The sequence below is a fragment of the Paenibacillus sp. FSL H7-0357 genome, assembly GCF_000758525.1.
Taxonomy (GTDB): domain Bacteria; phylum Bacillota; class Bacilli; order Paenibacillales; family Paenibacillaceae; genus Paenibacillus_AQ.
In genome coordinates this window covers 5,355,673-5,373,158 of record NZ_CP009241.1, presented here as the reverse complement: position 1 = coordinate 5,373,158, position 17,486 = coordinate 5,355,673, and the positions used below count along the sequence as shown (strand labels likewise).

Annotated in this window: 12 protein-coding genes and 1 pseudogene; 10 read left to right on the top strand and 3 right to left on the bottom strand. The window is 50.9% G+C overall.

Annotation, left to right across the window (positions count from 1 at the left end; genetic code table 11):
- Window positions 1–3 precede the first annotated feature (3 nt).
- The 6 genes and pseudogenes from H70357_RS23575 to H70357_RS23550 all read left to right on the top strand — a co-directional run bounded on the left by H70357_RS23575 (window position 4) and on the right by H70357_RS23550 (window position 10,049).
- Window positions 4–4,131 (top strand): LPD38 domain-containing protein, encoded by a 4,128-nt coding sequence (locus H70357_RS23575; protein WP_038594773.1) that lies wholly within the window; start codon window positions 4–6, stop codon window positions 4,129–4,131.
- A gap of 129 nt (window positions 4,132–4,260) precedes the next feature.
- Window positions 4,261–5,118 (top strand): annotated as a pseudogene (locus tag H70357_RS34505) (N-acetylmuramoyl-L-alanine amidase family protein); the annotation flags it as partial.
- A 409-nt stretch (window positions 5,119–5,527) separates the two neighbouring features.
- Window positions 5,528–5,797, top strand: a complete 270-nt coding sequence (locus H70357_RS23565; protein ID WP_038594771.1) for a holin — start codon at window positions 5,528–5,530, stop codon at window positions 5,795–5,797.
- A 408-nt stretch (window positions 5,798–6,205) separates the two neighbouring features.
- The gene (locus H70357_RS23560) at window positions 6,206–6,415 is read left to right on the top strand and encodes a hypothetical protein (RefSeq protein ID WP_038594769.1); all 210 of its coding nucleotides are present in this window, start codon (window positions 6,206–6,208) and stop codon (window positions 6,413–6,415) included.
- 18 nt (window positions 6,416–6,433) lie between these two features.
- Complete coding sequence (locus tag H70357_RS23555) at window positions 6,434–8,221, top strand: ABC transporter ATP-binding protein (RefSeq protein WP_038594766.1); 1,788 nt, start codon at window positions 6,434–6,436, stop codon at window positions 8,219–8,221.
- Complete coding sequence (locus H70357_RS23550) at window positions 8,202–10,049, top strand: ABC transporter ATP-binding protein (RefSeq protein WP_038594764.1); 1,848 nt, start codon at window positions 8,202–8,204, stop codon at window positions 10,047–10,049. Before H70357_RS23555 ends, H70357_RS23550 begins: the two co-directional genes overlap by 20 nt.
- A 116-nt stretch (window positions 10,050–10,165) precedes the next feature.
- Here H70357_RS23550 and H70357_RS23545 read toward each other — a convergent pair whose 3' ends face one another.
- The 3 genes from H70357_RS23545 to H70357_RS23535 form a co-directional block, all read right to left on the bottom strand.
- Complete coding sequence (locus H70357_RS23545; RefSeq protein ID WP_038594762.1) at window positions 10,166–10,894, bottom strand: hypothetical protein; 729 nt, start codon at window positions 10,892–10,894, stop codon at window positions 10,166–10,168.
- Entirely contained in the window at window positions 10,894–11,613 is a 720-nt protein-coding gene (locus tag H70357_RS23540; protein ID WP_052092211.1) for an ABC transporter ATP-binding protein, read from the bottom strand. The genes H70357_RS23545 and H70357_RS23540 overlap by 1 nt, the downstream gene beginning before the upstream one ends.
- 135 nt (window positions 11,614–11,748) lie before the next feature.
- Complete coding sequence (locus H70357_RS23535; protein ID WP_038594760.1) at window positions 11,749–12,054, bottom strand: DUF2627 domain-containing protein; 306 nt, start codon at window positions 12,052–12,054, stop codon at window positions 11,749–11,751.
- Window positions 12,055–12,221: 167 nt separating this feature from the next.
- Between H70357_RS23535 and lpdA the strand changes: the two genes are divergently transcribed.
- From lpdA to H70357_RS23515, 4 genes are all read left to right on the top strand, one after another.
- Complete coding sequence (lpdA, locus tag H70357_RS23530) at window positions 12,222–13,643, top strand: dihydrolipoyl dehydrogenase (RefSeq protein ID WP_038594759.1); 1,422 nt, start codon at window positions 12,222–12,224, stop codon at window positions 13,641–13,643.
- Between the two features lie 251 nt (window positions 13,644–13,894).
- Window positions 13,895–14,926: a thiamine pyrophosphate-dependent dehydrogenase E1 component subunit alpha gene (locus H70357_RS23525; protein WP_038594757.1), complete on the top strand. Its 1,032-nt coding sequence runs from the start codon at window positions 13,895–13,897 to the stop codon at window positions 14,924–14,926.
- A gap of 3 nt (window positions 14,927–14,929) precedes the next feature.
- Window positions 14,930–15,916 carry an alpha-ketoacid dehydrogenase subunit beta gene (locus tag H70357_RS23520; protein WP_038594755.1) on the top strand — a complete coding sequence of 329 codons (987 nt, stop codon included), beginning with the start codon at window positions 14,930–14,932 and terminating at the stop codon, window positions 15,914–15,916.
- 157 nt (window positions 15,917–16,073) lie between these two features.
- Window positions 16,074–17,477: a dihydrolipoamide acetyltransferase family protein gene (locus H70357_RS23515; RefSeq protein WP_038594753.1), complete on the top strand. Its 1,404-nt coding sequence runs from the start codon at window positions 16,074–16,076 to the stop codon at window positions 17,475–17,477.
- Window positions 17,478–17,486: the final 9 nt, after the last annotated feature.

Genomic DNA, 17,486 nt, shown 5'->3' with positions numbered 1-17,486 from the left:
GGAATGTCAACATTTGACGCGGTTCGTAATCGTAAACGGGGCGAAGAGGCGAAGCAGCGTGTGCTAAATCGTACTTACTCGCCAAAAGATGAACAGCGAGAAAGTTCATTTGCTGCTGTACGCAATCGGGAAATTGTTGATACAACCGCTGAAAACAATGCCCGATCTAAAGCACTGCTCAGCAGTACCTTATCCAGTGTTGGCAAGGGTCCTCAGGTGCAGGGATTCGACACTACGCCGCAGCCGGTTAAAACCCAACCAATTGATTTCAAAGCAGAACAGTTAAAAAGCAAACAGATAGCAGCATTTCAGGGCAAGCTTCCAGCAGCCTCGGCGCTTAACATACCGGTGACATCTCTGCAGACTCAACTGCAGGGACGTTTGCCAGCCGCAAGCCTGCTGAATCAAACTGGTGGCGGTCCGGCAAATGCTTCGCAGATACCGGGCATATCACAGTACGAGATTAATAAAAAGGAAATCGCATCCGCACCGCCTGTGGTAAAACAGTACGCGCAAGCCATGAACTATCTCATGGAGGGTAACCCGATTGGGGTAGCTATAGGTAATGCCTTTAGTGGTAACTCAGGCGCTACCCGTAAAGACTCAAGTGGAAATACAGTAGTGGATAAAGTAGCAGATGCGGTAAACAACTTTGTAACGCCGTTCCTGACTCCTACAGGTGCACCTGTAGGTTCAGGTCCAAACGTGGCGCCGTATGAAGCCGCAGGTAAACTCTTAAACACAGGGGCCGGAATGAAGGCAACTAACGCGATCTCCAAGATCATACCCAAAGTTAGCCCATCTACGGCGAATAATATCGTGCGTGGAGGACTCACAGAAGGATTGGCCGGAACTGTACAAAACGTTGCCTCTGGGCTAATGAACCAACAGGATAGTAACCGGGAAATTGGTATAAATGCCTTGATTGGTGGTGGGTTTGGTCTAGGTCTGGGTACAGTGGGAGGCGCGGTTAAATCCGGTTTTGAAAAGTTTGCTGAGGTACGAGCAGCAAGAAATTCCGGTATACCAGAAGGCGCAGCAATAGAAACACCATCATCCATTACCAATAGAAATCCAAATATAGAGACAGATATACCGGTACAGGAAATGATTGCTAGGGCGCCGGAGGCTGTGAAATCAGCACCAGAAAAAGTAAAACCAGCAATTGATGAAAACATAAGTGCCAGGGATCGTGAGATCATCAACAAACCGGCGTCTGAATTAACGCAAGAGGATATAGACTATGCGCTCAAGTCGTCCTTGGAGAATGAGAGAGTGCTTTACTCGTCTCCAGCGCCGGAGCCTAAACCAGTGTCTTCACCTGAACCTGTGAAATTACCTGTTAAAACAGAGTTGCAGGAGGTCGAGGAAGCAATTCAAGCAGTCAATCATCCTAATGTACGGGATAAGGTTTACTCGTACCTTGATGATGCTGAGAAGGCGGCCAGAGAACGCATTGCCAAACGTAAAGGCAACCTGAACTCAAGCCCGTTGCCAGAGTGGGCGGATTATGCGGTAATCATGGCTTCCAAGCTCGGTAAAAGCACAATCAAAGTGGCAAACTTCACAGAGGAACTGGTCAAGGAGTTCGGCGAATCTGTCCGTCCACATGCAGATAAGATCCTACGCATGAGCCGGGAGGAATTGCGGCGACAAGAACGATTGGTGAGTGATGAAGGGAAAGCTGCAATTGAATTTAACACCAAGACCGAAGGTGATGCTGCTTCATTCAGAACGAAAATCAGCAGAGACGTTAAAGTTAAGAAGAAACCTTTCGGGGAAAGATGGCAGCAATGGCGGACACAAACCACAGATGACCTAGCAGCATTGGAAACCGTTGAAAAGAATGTACGTGGGGGAAAACTAGCCAGTGCTGAAGACAGCTTGTACAAGGCTGCTAGGCTCTTCAAAGGCGCTCCTGAACGTGCTAGCCTCATCATACAAGACAGACTGGGTCCTGTCATTCGGAGAGTAGAGGCCATAGGGAAAACATCCGAAGACCTAGAGGATTACGTGCTTGCTATGCATGCTAAGGACGTGAACGCAGCCGGATATAAATCCGGTTATACAAATCAAGAGATTAAATCAATCATTGATGAACTGGCATCACCTGAAATGATAGCAGCTCAGCAAGAAATAGTTAAAGTTAACCGCGATATGCTAAAGGAACTGGTGGACAGTGGCGTAGTATCCAAGGAACTGTATGATGTGCTGGGCGAACGCTGGAAGAACTACATCCCTTTGTTCCGCGAAATGGATAACGATAAGGTAGGATTAGGCGGCGGGTTATCGAGTGCTCTCGCCAACGTAACCAGCCCGATTAAGGCGTTGCAAGGGTCAGAGCGAAAGGTCATTGCTCCGCTGGAAAATATGGTGAAGAACATCTTCCAAAGCGTCAATGCTGCCGAACGCAATAATGTGGCCCGGCAGATACCGAAGCTTGCTGAACTGGATGGAAACGGCACATTCTTCCGCAAACTCACCAATGCCGAGCAAGTAGGCGAAAAAAACGTAGTCAAGGTTAAGGTAGATGGCAAGGAAGTTCGGTATGAGGTGCAGCCTGAGGTATACAAGGCACTGATGAACCTGGACCAAGAGTCCAGCAACACGCTGATTAACATCCTATCTAAGCCTGCCAGCCTGCTGCGTGCCGGGGCCACACTTACACCTGAGTTCGCACTGCGCAACCCAATCCGTGATATCAATAACGCATTCGTTGTCTCCGAAAGTGGATTCAATCCTATTACAGACTTCGGCGCCGGGTTGATCCAGACCATCACGAAAGGCCCATTGTACAAAGAGTGGATTGATAACCTGGGAGCTTACGGAAATACGCTTTCTATGGATAGAAATCTTCACAAAAAAGCCTTAGAAACGGTTCTGAGGCAGCCGAATTCGAAAAAATTTGTAAATTTGGTTAACGGTAAGTCACTGATTGGACTATTGAGAGCCATTTCAGACACCACAGAATCAGCGACCAAGGTCGGGGAGTACCGAGCAGCACTGCGTTCTGGCTCCAGCAAGCAAGAGGCAGCGTACCGGTCCCGTGATTTGATGGATTTTGCCCGTGGTGGAGCTAGTGTGAGGCCTCTAAACCGTGTTGTTTCATTTTTTAATGCTAATGTTCAAGGTAAATCAAAACTTATAAGAGCAATTAAAAATGATCCCTTAGGCGTTGTGTCTCGTGGATTTGTTTCTGTTACAGCACCAACAATAGGTATCTTTATCGCTAACCGCGAGTTTGCAAATAAGACACAAAAGGATACTATTGCTAATGCTCCAGATTGGATGAAGGACTCCTTCTGGTTACTGGCTGTTCCGGGTACAGATACTGTGGCTCGTATTCCAAAGCCATTTGATTTGGCAGCAGTATTTGCTAATCTGCCAGAAAAGGCACTGGACTTTGTGTTTAACAAGGACTCTGCAGCGTTTGATGGATTTGCACGGCGAGCATTGAAAGATGCTTCATTGCCAACACAAATTTCTGGATTGCTCCCACTTTATGAAGGATACTCAAATTATTCTTTCTTTAAAGAAGGTCCTATCATTCCACGTTCTGAGCAAGGATTAGAGTTCTCTGACCAGTATGACCCGGTTCGCACTACGACATCTGCTAGGATCATTGCGGGTGGCGTAGAGAAGCTTACTGGTGGTAAAGGTACATTCAAGAACTTCAGTTCACCGCGAGTGATCGACAATACACTGCAGGGATTGACTGCAGGCCTTGGTAAATATGCATCTGATGCAGTGGACTTTATCCTAGACAAGACAGGGGCATTTGAGAGGACAGCAAAGCCAGCCAAGTCAATTGAACAGGCACCATTTACCCGTTCGTTCCTTGTTGATCCCAACCAAGGCGGAAAAGCAATGGATAAGTTCTATCAGAAAAAAGAAGAGCTCACCAAGGAAAAGGCATCTGCAAAGCTTAACAAGAAGCCTTTCACGAAGCAAGGACAACTGAAGAGCATAAATGATGTTTCTGAGGCAGTGAGCGACATCAACAAAACAATTAAAGCAATTGAGCGTGGCCCATTAAATTCAAAACAAAAGCAATTGAAAATCGAGCCATTAATCAAGCGCAGAAACGAAATGATTCAGCGCTTAACCCTGAAAATGAAGGATCAAAAGTGATGGATAACCTAATTGACTACGACGAAACAGAATTTCAAGATGGCCTAAACGTGTGGGCGCTGGACTGGATCACGTACCTCTATGGCGAAGAAATGGCGCAAATACTTGATCCACCGGTGGTGAGCATAGATGTGGGGAGCCATAGAGTCGCTGTATGAGTTGCTTTATTTCATATTAAAGAACGCGAGGGAGCTAAGCTGGGAAGCGCTGCTCTTTTTTTTGTTCTACTTGGTTGGAAAACGGTCGGGAATGAAGATGTTTCGTAAATTCTTATCCGACCACTTCCCACTGTTTAAGGAGGAAAGTGAAGAGTGGCGAAAATATGTGGGAAAGCAGATCGTAAAGCTTGGCGGAGAACCGTACATCCCCGTAAGAGAGTATGGGCGTTCGACGTTATCCGAGAAGTCGGATCCGAGGAACTTAACTACATCATCGACATTATCACAGCCGGTTACAGACCAGGAAAGGCGGTACCCAATGACAAAAATACTGATAGCAGTAGATGACGGCCACGGCATGGAAACGAATGGCAAGCGCACGCCGATGTTTGAAGACGGCACATATATGCGGGAAAACGAATTTAACCGTGCTGTCGTGGATAAATTGATTGTTCATCTTCAACGCAATGCTTTCGATGTGCTGCATGTTTCGGCCGGGGATACTGACGTTCCCTTGAAGACACGCACCGGACTGGCTAATAACACAATCCTTAATACATTCGGTCGCCCGGCAGATGCAATGGTCTCTGTCCACGCAAACGCCATGGGAAGCACATGGAACCCTAAGGCTAAAGGGATTGAAATATTTTACCGGGACAAATACAAAGAGGGCAAAAAGCTCGCACAGGACATACAGGAGTATCTGGTAAAGGGTACGCCGCTGATCAACCGGGGCCTGAAGACAGCAAACTTGCACATTACCCGGGAATCACAGATGCCATCCGTGCTAATCGAGGGCGCGTTTATGGACAATCCAGACGAAGCGATGTTGCTGAAATCTGATGCGTACCGGTCTGAATGCGCCGAAGAGATTGCCCGGGGCCTGTGTCAGTACTTTGGACGCACATATATAGAAGTTACCCCAGCAATTACGCTACCAGACGGAATGACTCCTGTAGCTGTATATATAGGAGAAAAACAATTTGATGGGCTACTTAGTCCCGGCCGGAGCTGGGTCCCGGCGCGTGATGTGCTGACGGAGCTTGGTATAACATGGCTGTACCAAAAGAAAGCCATCTACATCAATGGTGCGCCTGTAGAGACCAAGCTTATTAATACTAAGAGTTACATCAAGTCGATTGACCTGCAATCTCTGGGAGTGGTTAAAGGCGTGTTCCTGGAGCCTGACGCGGTTAACACCAAGCGCGTACTAATTTACCCAAAGGAGAGTGTGACAAATGAATGATATGCTGAATCAAGTGATGGTCTTTGCTTCTGTGCTCGCAGCTGCTGTTTTTGCAGTGTTGCAAACTGTAAAAGCAATGGTGAGCATTCCTAAAAACTTTATCCCTATTATCGGTCTAGTCATTGGTATTTTGGCAGGATGGGCAGCTTACCCGTTTACTGATTTGGAAGTGGTGCCGCGGTTATGGGCCGGAGCATTTGCGGGGTTATCATCAACCGGTATCTTTGAACTTGGAAAAAATAACCCGGGTAACACTAAGTAATGACGAAAGGCCCTCCTTTGTTGGGGGGCCTTCTTCTATATCTTTATACAGTAGTTATCCACATTGTGGACAATAAGTCACTCGGGTAACATCTTGGGTAACAAAATAAACGGATACGCCATGATATAAACGTGAAGATGTTACAAATCAAAATTAGACGAATTCCTTGGAAATGCCGAAATAACTACGTTATACCGGGATGTGATGATACAGACATGAAGATGTTACAAAACTCCTACGATATTATTAGAGTATCATACTCGTGGCTGAACTTGCCAGTGAAATCATTGCCATCGTGTTTTTAAATTTCAGCAACCGCTTTAAAGTGTGCTTCCCTGGTGATATGTTATAATATACGCAATTATGGACTTCCACAGGAGAAGCCTTGACAGAAAGGAAGTTTGGCAGTTGACGGAGAAAATGGAGCATTATAAAGAGAGAATGGCAGCACTTCAGGAGAGCGGGGAACTGTCCCCGGAAACGCAAAGTTTATTGACGGAAATGCTTGATGAATTAGCAGAAATGAACCGGAGCAACAAGGCGCTGCGGCGGGTGATTCTTAAGACGGGACAGGGTTCGGCAATGTCCACCCGCCTGCGGGATGCGCTCTACGAATAAACAAATGGGGTAACGTCGATGAACTTAATTTTTTCTTATCTCAAAAGATACCGGGTGGCGGCGATCGCTGCCCTGGTAATGATGCTTATCGAGCTTTCGGTGGAACTGTCGCAGCCTTTGCTGATCTCCAAAATTATCGATAATGGGATCAGGGAGAAGGATAATTCAGTAGTCTGGCTGTGGGGCGGTGTACTTGCAGTAAGCGCGATTATAGCGTTTGCGGCGGGTGTGCTCAGCTCTTTTTTTGCGTCTCATGCCAGTCAGGGATTTGCTTTTGATCTCAGGGACAAGCTGTACGGGAAGGTGCAGTCCTTCACCTATGAAGTGTTCAGCCGTTTTCCGACCTCGTCGCTGATTACGCGTCTTACCGGAGATGTGACCCAACTGCAGGATACAATATTTATGGGGCTGCGGTTTATGACCCGGGTGCCGCTTGTTGTCTTGGGCAGTGTGGTCATGGCTTTGGTCGTGCATGTGAAGCTGGGGCTGCTGCTGACGGTGACATTGCCGGTGCTGATTCTGTTCCTGGCGTGGGTGATACGCAGGTCATCAGGTTTGTTTCGCAGCGTGCAAGTCCGGCTGGATGGGGTAAACGGCGTTATTCAGGAGAATCTGACCGGCATCCGTTTAATTCGTGTGTTTGTCCGTATGGGCCACGAGATTGGCCGGTTCGCTTCATTCAGCGGAGAGCTGATGAAGTCGACTGTAGCTGCACTCCGATTGACAGAAACAACAGCTCCGCTGATTATGCTGATCGTCAACGCGGGGATTATGGCGGTTTTATGGTTTGGAAGGATTGAGATTTCTGCAGGGGAAGCAACCCTGGGACAGACCGTGGCGGTCATTAACTACTCGTTGCGCACGATAGGTGCTATGTCAGCCTTGTCCTCGATCATGGCGACGTTCTCGCGTGCAATTGCTTCTTCGCAGCGGGTGGCGGAAGTGATGTCGGCAGATGCAGTTCCGGATGTAATGGCGGAGCAAGCCGTACAGACCAATGAGCGTAAGCGTGGTGTTTCTGGACGCAGTGACTATACCGGACCGGATGCTATACAGGGTGAGGTTGAATTTGAGAATGTCAGCTTCAGTTATCCGGGGAGCGAGATCGCAGTCCTGGAAGAGATCTCCTTTAAGGTGAAATCTGGAGAACGGGTGGCGATTATGGGGGCAACCGGCTCCGGGAAATCCTCATTGGTCGGACTGATTCCCCGGTTATATGAGCAGAACCATGGGGTGATCTCAATTGACGGTGTGGACAGCTCGGAGCTGGATATTGCCAAGCTGAGGGGAGCGATTGGTTATGTGCCACAGGAGGTACTGCTCTTCACCGGCTCGGTACGTGACAATATTGCCTGGGGGAATGAGCACGCAACCCGGGAAGAGATCGAGCGGGCAGCTGCTGCGGCGCAAATCCACGAAACGGTGAGAGGTCTTCCTCAAGGCTATGACACCATGCTGGGGCAGCGGGGGGTCAATCTGTCCGGCGGGCAAAAGCAGCGGCTGACTATCGCCCGGGCGATTGTGCGAAAGCCGGCGATACTCATTCTGGATGACAGCACCAGTGCGCTAGATGCAGTAACGGAAGGTCTTTTGCTGGAGGAACTGAAGCATATGTCCTGCACAACCTTTCTTATTACCCAGAAGATCAGCTCCACGGTATCGGCAGACCTGATCCTGCTGCTGGATGAAGGCCGGTTAATCGCCAAAGGTACCCATGGAGAGCTTATGACCGGCTCTTCCCTCTACCGGAAAATTTATGAATCCCAGGGCAAGGAGGCGGTGCATCATGTTCAAAGCATTAATTGAACCTTTCAAGCATCCGAAGCTGGATCTGGGACTTGGAGAGGGTAGAAGCTTCGGGGCGGCCTCGAACCGCAAGCCCCAAGCGAAAGCGAAAAATTGGTCGGCTACGCTGAAACGGATCTGGAGTTATCTTGCCGAGCGCAAAGCCAAGCTGTTCCTCGTGCTTCTGATGGTGCTGTTCAGCTCCGGTCTGGCGCTGCTTGGACCTTATCTGATCAGCCGGGCGGTCGATCATTACTTAGAGGGATCGGGGGGCAGAACCTGGGGGACCTTCCTCATTACCCTTGCACTTGTATATGTGCTCAATTCATTAACTTCCTGGCTGCAAAATATTTGGATGATCGAAATTGCCCAGGAGACAATCTACCGGATACGCACCGATTTGTTCGCGCACCTGCACCGTTTGCCGATTTCCTTCTTCAACCGCAGGCAGCAGGGCGAAATTATGAGCCGCCTGACCAATGACATCGAGAATATCAGCTCCACCCTGAACAGCTCGGCGATCCAGATTTTCTCCAGTGTCCTCACGCTGCTGGGCACCGTGGGTGTCATGCTATGGCTCAGCCCGCTGCTTACGCTGCTGACGTTTATTGTAGTGCCGCTGATGACGCTGGGGATGCGCTGGATAACGCGGCGAACCGGTCCGCTGTTCAAGGAGCGGCAGCGCAGCATGGGCGAGCTCAACGGCTATATAGAAGAGACATTGTCGGGACAGCGGATTATCAAGGCGTTCTCGCAGGAGGAACGGGTCATTTCCGGTTTCCGTGAACGCAATACGCGGATTATGCTGTCGGGGTATTGGGCGCAGTCGATTTCCGGCTTTATTCCCAAGCTGATGAATGGCCTGAACAATCTGAGCTTTGCCATTGTTGCCGGTGTGGGCGGCCTGCTGGCGATCCGCGGCCTGGTCACTGTCGGTGTCATCATCGCCTTTGTGGAGTATACACGTCAATTTACGCGGCCGCTTAATGATCTGGCGAACCAGTGGAACACACTGCTGTCGGCGATTGCCGGGGCGGAGCGGGTGTTTGAGGTTATGGACGAAGAGACTGAAGCCAAGGATGAAGGCGCGGCCGTATCGCTGGAACAGGTGGAGGGGGCGGTGACGTTCAAGGACGTCTCTTTCTCTTATGACGGCGGCGCCGATACATTGCAGAATATCAGCTTTGAAGCGAAGCCGGGCGAGATGATCGCCCTCGTCGGACCTACAGGGGCCGGCAAGACAACACTGATAGGCCTCTTATCGCGGTTCTATGATCCGAGCAAAGGAAGCATTACGCTGGACGGCATGGATCTTTCGTCCATCCGCAGGGAAAGTCTGCGCAGCCAGATGGCTTTTGTGCTGCAGGATTCCTTCTTGTTCAAAGGCACAATCCGCGACAATATCCGCTACGGCAGGCTGGACGCTACGGACGAGGAAGTGGAGCAGGCGGCGAAGCTGGCGAATGCCCATTCCTTCATCATGCGGATGCGCGGCGGCTACGAGCGGATGCTCTCCGTGGACGGCAGCGGGATTAGCCAGGGGCAAAAGCAGCTGCTGGCGATCGCAAGAGCGATTCTCGCCAATCCTTCCATGCTGGTGCTGGATGAGGCGACCAGCAGCATTGATACGGTGACTGAAATCAAGATTCAGGAAGGGCTGCAGGCGCTGATGAAAGGCCGGACAAGCTTCGTGATCGCCCACAGACTGGGCACCATCCGCGCGGCGGACCGTATCCTGGTATTGCAGGGCGGACGTTTGCTGCAGCAGGGCACACATGACGAACTGCTGCAGCAAGGCGGACTGTACAGCGAACTGGTTCGGGGTGCCAAGGATGAGGCAGCGATGTAAGGGGACAGTCCAGAATCAGAACGACTAACTAGAAGCAGCAAGATACGCCATCCCGGCAGGCAGTGGAACTGGGGCGGCGGGCTTGCTGCTTTTTTTGCCCTTCCCGAAAAATGGAGCTACTGTTTGTAGGATAATATAATGCTCTCATTGCTCAGCTTCCCGTTTAGAGAGGAGCGCACAGCGGTGCAGAGTGCAGCCAGGAGAAGCAGCATGCAGCCGGTAATCCAAAGGATGGCGTTACCATCCGGTGTAATCCCGAGCTTGCGGATAAATGTGCCGGGCAGTGAGGCGGCAAACACAAACAGAACGGCACTGACCGAAAGGAAAGTCCTTACCCGCTCGGGGGACTTGGAGAGCATGGAGATCAGCGTCAATGTTCCGGTGGCGGCATAGGTAAACAGGAGATAAGCCGCAGCAAACATCACAAAAGCAACATTCCGGAACAGATGGAGAAGCACCGCTTCCCGGGCAGCCAGGGCATATCCGAACACGAGGGCATTAAAAAGCAGGACAGGAGCAATGCTTAGCACAAAGGCGGAGCGGCTGTATAAAGACGTTAGCCGGCGGATATCGACCTTGTTGGCAAGATAATATTCGCAGCGCCCCGAGGTTTTTTCGGAAATAACTATTAGACTGAGGGCAAGCATATTAAGAAAGAGATAGATCGAGATGTTGAGGATAAGGTAAATATAGACCGCGATAAATGCCAACGGGCCGGTGCTGGTTCTCAGAATTTGCAGCAGGGAGTTAAACGGCAAGATCATCACGATCAGGAGCATGGCAATATACGAGGGGGTTCTCAGGACATCCCTGATATTCAATTTGTTCACCGGATGCAGCCTCATTATCTAGCCTCCTTAAGTACAGTGAAGAACCGTTGCTCCAAATCACCGCAGAATTCTTGATTATGGATAATATCAACAATGGAACCGCCGATCAGGATGGTGATCCAATCGCTGATTTTTTGAACCTCCGCCAGATCGTGAGAGGTAAGGATAAGTGTTTTGCCTTCATCCTTCAAACCGCGCAGGACGCTGCGCATGACCAGTCTTGATTCGGGATCGACACCGGAGGTAGGCTCGTCCAGCAGCAGAATGGGGGAATCCTTCAGCAGCGTAATCAGCAGCGACAGCTTTCGTTTCATGCCTTTGGAATAGGAAGCCACTTTATTATCAAGTGCGGTTTCGAGCTGCAGAAGAGCAGCATATCGTTCGATCATCGTAGAAGCCGACGCCGGACTTACGTCCAAATAGATGCAGAAATCACGGATGTTTTCACGCCCGGTTTTGGTCTCGAATAAGTAATCATTCTCCAGCAATACCGAGATTTTCCGCAGATCACTGGAATAAGTAATCGTTCCTTCATCCAGTGTCAAGAGACCCATGATGAGACGCAGCAGGGTTGTTTTGCCCGCTCCGTTCGGGCCGATGATGGCAAAAATGCTGTTATGAGGCACAGCGAAAGAAACGCTGCGGATGATCTTTGTCTGATTTAATGTTTTGCCTGCGCCGGATACGATAATCGCATTGCTGTCCAGTGCCGGGGTCTGTTGTTGATGCAGCAAGACATACCACTCCCTGATTAAAATAAGTTACAGGGAAAATATACCTTATTTCCTAAGGGATTCATAGAATCAAAAAAAAAGGCATCTCCGAATGTCTTCGGAAATGCCTGGTTAAGTGATCTAAGTTATTAAAAGTTAAGGATTACTTTTCGTAGCAGGCGGCTGCTGGATTTTTTGCTTCTCTCTGAACCGCGGGCCGACATAGTTCTTTTTACGGTCACGCGTCAGAATCCAGCCTCCGAGAAAGCTCATCCCGGCCAAGAAGAGCAGCAGCCCCCCGCCAAAATGCAGCCAGGCAAAATCCGGTGTCACAGCATCGTCGCCATGCATGGAGATATAGTTGAAAATATCATCTTTCATCATCAGGAAGCCCGTCATGGCCAGCAGGCCGGGAATAACCAGAATAAGGATGGCAATGAAGCGTGAAATCAGCAGTTTCATGAGGGTTCCATCTCCTTCGCAGCCCTTTGGATTCCCCCATATGATAACGCTTCACCAGGAAAAAGTCCATGAATACATGACGATTATAAGTTTGTAATGGGCATAAAAGAGAGTACAATGTAATAGGTTATGCAGAACTTATGAGTAATGACTGGAGGATACATATCATGACAATATCCTGTGACGTGGCAATACTGGGCGGTGGAACCGGAGGTTATGTGGCGGCGATCCGCGCGGCCCAGCTGGGAAAGTCGGTTGTCGTCATCGAAATGGACAAACTGGGCGGCACCTGCCTGCACCGCGGCTGTATTCCAAGCAAGTCGCTGCTGCGCAGCGCAGAAGTCTATGCTGAGATAAATGAGAGCGAAAGTTATGGCATCGAAACAACAGGTGTGCAGCTGGTATTCCCGAAGGTGCAGCGCCGCAAGGAAGCTGTGGTGGAACAGCTGCATGAGGGTGTGCAATTTTTGATGCGCAAGAATAAAATCCAGGTCCTCAAAGGGAAAGGCCGGATCATCGGGCCTTCGATATTCTCCCCGCGCAGCGGTGCTGTGGCGGTGGAACTGGAGAATGGCGAGATGGAGACTGTGGTCTCATCCAATCTTATTGTCGCTACAGGCTCACGCCCCCGAGTGCTGCCGGGACTTAAACCGGATGGCAAGGTTATTCTGAGCAGTGAAGAAGCGCTGACGCTTGAAGAGCTGCCGTCTTCGATCATTATAGTAGGCGGCGGAGTAATCGGTGTGGAGTGGGCTTCAATGCTGGTTGATTTCGGTGTACAGGTGACTGTGGTCGAGGCCGCTGGCCAGCTGCTGCCGCTGGAAGACGAGGAAATTGCCCGGGAGCTGCTGCGTCTGCTCAAAAAACGCGGGGTCAAAGTTCTGACGGGGACAACCGTGGATGCTGAGACTTGTGTGGTAACGGAGGACGGCGTAACCATTGAAGCCCGCAAGGGGGAACAGAGCCAGAGCTTGTCCGCAGAGAAGCTGCTGGTATCTGTCGGCAGAGTAGCCAATATCGAAAATATTGGATTGGAAAATACCGATATCCACTTCGATAAAGGTGTGATTGAGGTTAATGCTAACATGCAGACAAATGAGCCGCATATCTACGGTATCGGCGACTGCATCGGCGGCCTGCAGCTGGCCCATGCCGCCAGCCATGAAGGTATTCGCGCGGTGAACCATCTGGCAGGTGAGAAGCTCTATCCCTATCATATCCATCAGGTTCCCCGCTGTGTCTACACACGGCCGGAAGTGGCCAGTGTCGGATATACGGAGAAAGAGGCCAAGAATCTCGGCCATGATGTCGTGACAGGGAAATTTCCATTCTCGGCTATCGGCAAAGCTATCGTCTACGGGATGAAGGACGGTTTTGTCAAAGTCGTTGCCGACCGCAGCAGCGGGGATATTCTCGGTGTTCAAATGATCGGACCGCATGTGACCGATCTCATCGGCGAAGCGGCGCTGGCGCAGCTGCTGGACGCCACCCCTTGGGAGATCGGCGAAGCCATCCATGCCCATCCGACCCTTTCCGAGATTATTGGAGAAGCCATGCTGGCGGTAGATGGCAAATCAATCGGTTTTTAGTATACGAGAAAAGTCCCCAAGAGAATGCCGGATAGAGCTGGAGAAGCGTTATGCGCCGAAATAGCTCTATTCCGGCTTTTCCTCTCTTTTCTTTTTGTACAGAAAGGGATTATAATGAACTCAGGCCAAGTCTTAGTACCAGGTTATAAGATCAGGCACAGGTTGTTATAATTTTAAGCATCTAATCCAAGTTTGTACGAAATCAATTTAGTGGGATTAGACTCACAAAACTTTTAGGAGGTACCTCTCATATGGAATCTCAAGGTACTGTAGGAACAGTCAACAGACATAAGGAGCTTGGACTCAGTGACGGCCAGGTCATCGATATGTACAAATATATGCAGATGGGACGGAAGTACGATGAGCGCAGTCTGCTTCTGCAGCGCGCCGGGAAGATTAACTTCCATGTTTCCGGCATCGGCCAGGAGGCGGCGCAGGTGGCGGCTGCCTTTGCACTGGACCGGCAGAATGATTATTTCCTTCCGTATTACCGCGATTATGCCTTTGTGCTCACCGTGGGCATGACCATGCGCGAGCTGATGCTCTCCGTGTTCGCTAAGGCTGAGGATCCCAACAGCGGTGGACGGCAGATGCCGGGCCACTTTGGAAGCAAACGTCTGCGCATCGTAACCGGCTCAAGTCCGGTGACTACACAAGTACCGCATGCGGTAGGTTTCGCGCTTGCGGCCAAGATGCAGAAGAAAAAGTTTGTTTCTTTTGTTACGTTCGGAGAGGGCTCCAGCAACCAGGGTGACTTTCATGAAGCGTGCAATTTTGCCGGTGTGAACAAGCTGCCGGTCATTATTTTTTGCCAGAACAACCAGTACGCCATCTCCGTCCCTGCCCATAAGCAGCTCGCAGGCAAAGTCAGTGACCGTGCGCTGGGCTACGGCTTCCCGGGCATCCAGGTAGACGGCAATGATCCGCTTGAAGTGTACCGTGCCGTTAAGGAAGCGCGGGAGAGAGCACTTAGAGGAGAAGGGCCAACGCTGATCGAAGCGATGATGTACCGCCTGTCACCGCATTCCACCTCGGACAACGATCTGGCTTACCGGACCAAGGAAGAGGTTGACGAGAACTGGAAAAAGGACGGCGTCGCCGCCTTCCGCAACTATCTGATAGAGCTGGGCCTGTGGAGTGACGAACAGGAACGCGATCTGGCTGCACAGTACAATCTTGAACTGAAAGAGGCTATTGAATATGCTGACAATGCACCGTTCCCGAAACCGGAAGATACGCTGCTGCATGTATACAGTGAATCAGACCTCAAAGGAGGAGCATAATTCATGGCAATGATGGAATATATCGATGCGATCCGGCTGGCGATGAAGGAAGAAATGGAACGCGATGAATCTGTGTTCGTGCTGGGTGAGGATGTTGGCGTTAAGGGCGGTGTGTTCACCACTACCAAAGGGCTGCAGGAGCAGTTCGGGGAAGAACGCGTGATGGATACCCCGCTGGCGGAGTCGGCGATTGCCGGAGTGGCCATCGGAGCGGCCATGTACGGCATGAAACCCATTGCCGAAATGCAATATTCGGATTTCATGCTTCCGGCAACCAATCAGATTATTAGCGAAGCGGCCAAAATCCGTTACCGCTCCAATAACGACTGGAACTGCCCGGTTGTTATCCGCGCGCCTATCGGCGGCGGTATATTTGGCGGGCTGTATCATTCCCAGTGCCCCGAATCAATTTTCTTCGGCACACCGGGACTGAAGATTGTGGCGCCTTATTCGGCTTATGACGCCAAAGGTCTGCTGAAGGCAGCGGTCCGTGACCCGGATCCGGTCATATTCTTCGAGAACAAGAAATGCTACAAGCTGATTAAGGAAGACGTGCCGGAAGACGATTATACCGTGCCGATCGGAGAGGCGAACCTGCTGCGCGCAGGCAGCGATATTACGGTGATCGGGTACAGCCTGCCGCTGCATTTTGCGATGCAGGCCGCGGAGGAGCTGGAGCGCGAGGAAGGCATAACGGCACACATACTGGATCTTCGCACGCTGCAGCCGCTGGACCGTGAAGCCATTATTGCCGCTGCCCGCCAGACCGGCAAGGTGCTGATTGTCCATGAGGACAACAAGACAGGCGGAATCGGCGGCGAGGTGGCGGCCATTATTGCCGAGCACTGCCTGTTCGAGCTCGACGCGCCGATCTTCCGGCTCTGCGGCCCTGATGTACCCGCGATGCCGATCAGCCCGCCGATGGAGAAATTCTTCATGCTGAGCAAAGATAAAGTGAAAGCGGAGATGCTCCGGCTGGCGCAATACTAAACATTCTGATTCTGCGGGTACTTACTTCCGAAGCGAGTTTTGTACGACGACTCAACACGAAGTATTGCTTACAAAACTTAAGCGTATGCTTCCGAAGTGAATTTTGAACGAAGACATTTCAGGAAGTATTGCTTACAAAATTTTAAGGAGTGACAATATGTCTGACAATACAAAGCTGATCGACGTGATTCTGCCGCAGCTGGCTGAGTCGCTGGTATCGGCGACGATCGGCAAATGGCTGAAGCAGCCGGGCGATCAAGTGGATCAATATGAGCCCATCTGCGATTTGATTACAGATAAAGTCAATGCAGAGCTGCCTTCCACCGTGGAAGGAACACTGGTGGAGCTGCTCGCGGAAGAGGGCCAGACCGTCAACGTTGGCGAAGTTATCGCCCGTATTGCTGTAGCTGTGGCTGCTCCCGCAGCTCCAACGGTTCCGGCAGCTCCATCCGCCGGAGCTGGCCAGGTGAGTACTGCTCCGCAGGCGCCTGCAGCCGCCAGACCGCCGGTACCAGCTGCCGGGGGTTCAGCTGACGCTCCCATGCGCTCCCGCTACTCACCGGCAGTACAGACACTCGCCGCCGAGCACGGTATTAATCTTGCCGCTGTGCCGGGAACCGGTATGGGCGGCCGTATCACCCGGAAGGATGTGCTGACGTTCCTGGAAAGCGGCGGGGCCGCAGCCGTCCATGCCTCCAATGGCGCAGCTTCGGCAGCCGGACATCAGGCGCAAGAAGCCGCGCAGCAACTTGTGCTGCAGGCTGTTCAGACCGAAGTGCAGGAGCCCGTTCGCCATTCCGGACTGCACCTGAGCGAATCTCCGCGTATTCCGACGATTGAGGTGGAAGGCGGCCGGGGCAGCAGTTCAGAATTTCTGATCGACGTCACCCCGATCCGCAACACGATCGCCACAAGAATGCGCCAGAGTGTCTCGGAGATTCCCCATGCGTGGACAATGATTGAAGTGGATGTGACGAATCTCGTCGTGCTGCGCAATAAGCTTAAAGATGAGTTCAAGCGCAAGGAAGGCATCAACCTGACTTACCTCGCTTTTATGATGAAGGCTGTAGTCAGTGCGATCAAGGATTATCCGATTATGAACTCCGTCTGGGCGGTTGATAAAATCATTGTCAAACGCGACATCAATATTACACTTGCTGTAGGCACCGAAGATTCCGTTATGACACCGGTAATCAAGAAGGCTGATCAGAAGAACATCGCCGGACTTGCCCGGGAGATCGACGAATTAGCGCAAAAGACCCGCGACGGCAAGCTTCGCCTGGAAGATATGCAGGGTGGTACCTTTACCGTTAACAACACCGGTTCTTTCGGCTCTATTCTGTCCTACCCGATTATCAACTACCCGCAGGCGGCAATATTGACCTTTGAATCCATCGTGAAGAAGCCTGTGGTCATCAACGATATGATCGCCGTACGCTCCATGGCCAATATTTGTCTGTCTCTGGATCACCGGATTCTGGATGGAGTCATTTGCGGCCGCTTCCTGCAGCGCGTGAAGGATAACCTGGAAAGCTATACACCGGATACCAAGCTGTATTAATATTTTGCA

Excerpts from the sequence above, each read along its gene's own strand:
- H70357_RS23575 (WP_038594773.1), top strand. The coding sequence starts at position 4 with ATGTCAACATTTGACGCGGTTCGTAATCGTAAACGGGGCGAAGAGGCG.
- H70357_RS23565 (WP_038594771.1), top strand. The coding sequence starts at position 5,528 with ATGAATGATATGCTGAATCAAGTGATGGTCTTTGCTTCTGTGCTCGCA.
- H70357_RS23555 (WP_038594766.1), top strand. The coding sequence starts at position 6,434 with ATGAACTTAATTTTTTCTTATCTCAAAAGATACCGGGTGGCGGCGATC.
- H70357_RS23550 (WP_038594764.1), top strand. The coding sequence starts at position 8,202 with ATGTTCAAAGCATTAATTGAACCTTTCAAGCATCCGAAGCTGGATCTG.
- H70357_RS23545 (WP_038594762.1), bottom strand. The coding sequence starts at position 10,894 with ATGAGGCTGCATCCGGTGAACAAATTGAATATCAGGGATGTCCTGAGA.
- H70357_RS23535 (WP_038594760.1), bottom strand. The coding sequence starts at position 12,054 with ATGAAACTGCTGATTTCACGCTTCATTGCCATCCTTATTCTGGTTATT.
- lpdA (WP_038594759.1), top strand. The coding sequence starts at position 12,222 with ATGACAATATCCTGTGACGTGGCAATACTGGGCGGTGGAACCGGAGGT.
- H70357_RS23525 (WP_038594757.1), top strand. The coding sequence starts at position 13,895 with ATGGAATCTCAAGGTACTGTAGGAACAGTCAACAGACATAAGGAGCTT.
- H70357_RS23520 (WP_038594755.1), top strand. The coding sequence starts at position 14,930 with ATGGCAATGATGGAATATATCGATGCGATCCGGCTGGCGATGAAGGAA.
- H70357_RS23515 (WP_038594753.1), top strand. The coding sequence starts at position 16,074 with ATGTCTGACAATACAAAGCTGATCGACGTGATTCTGCCGCAGCTGGCT.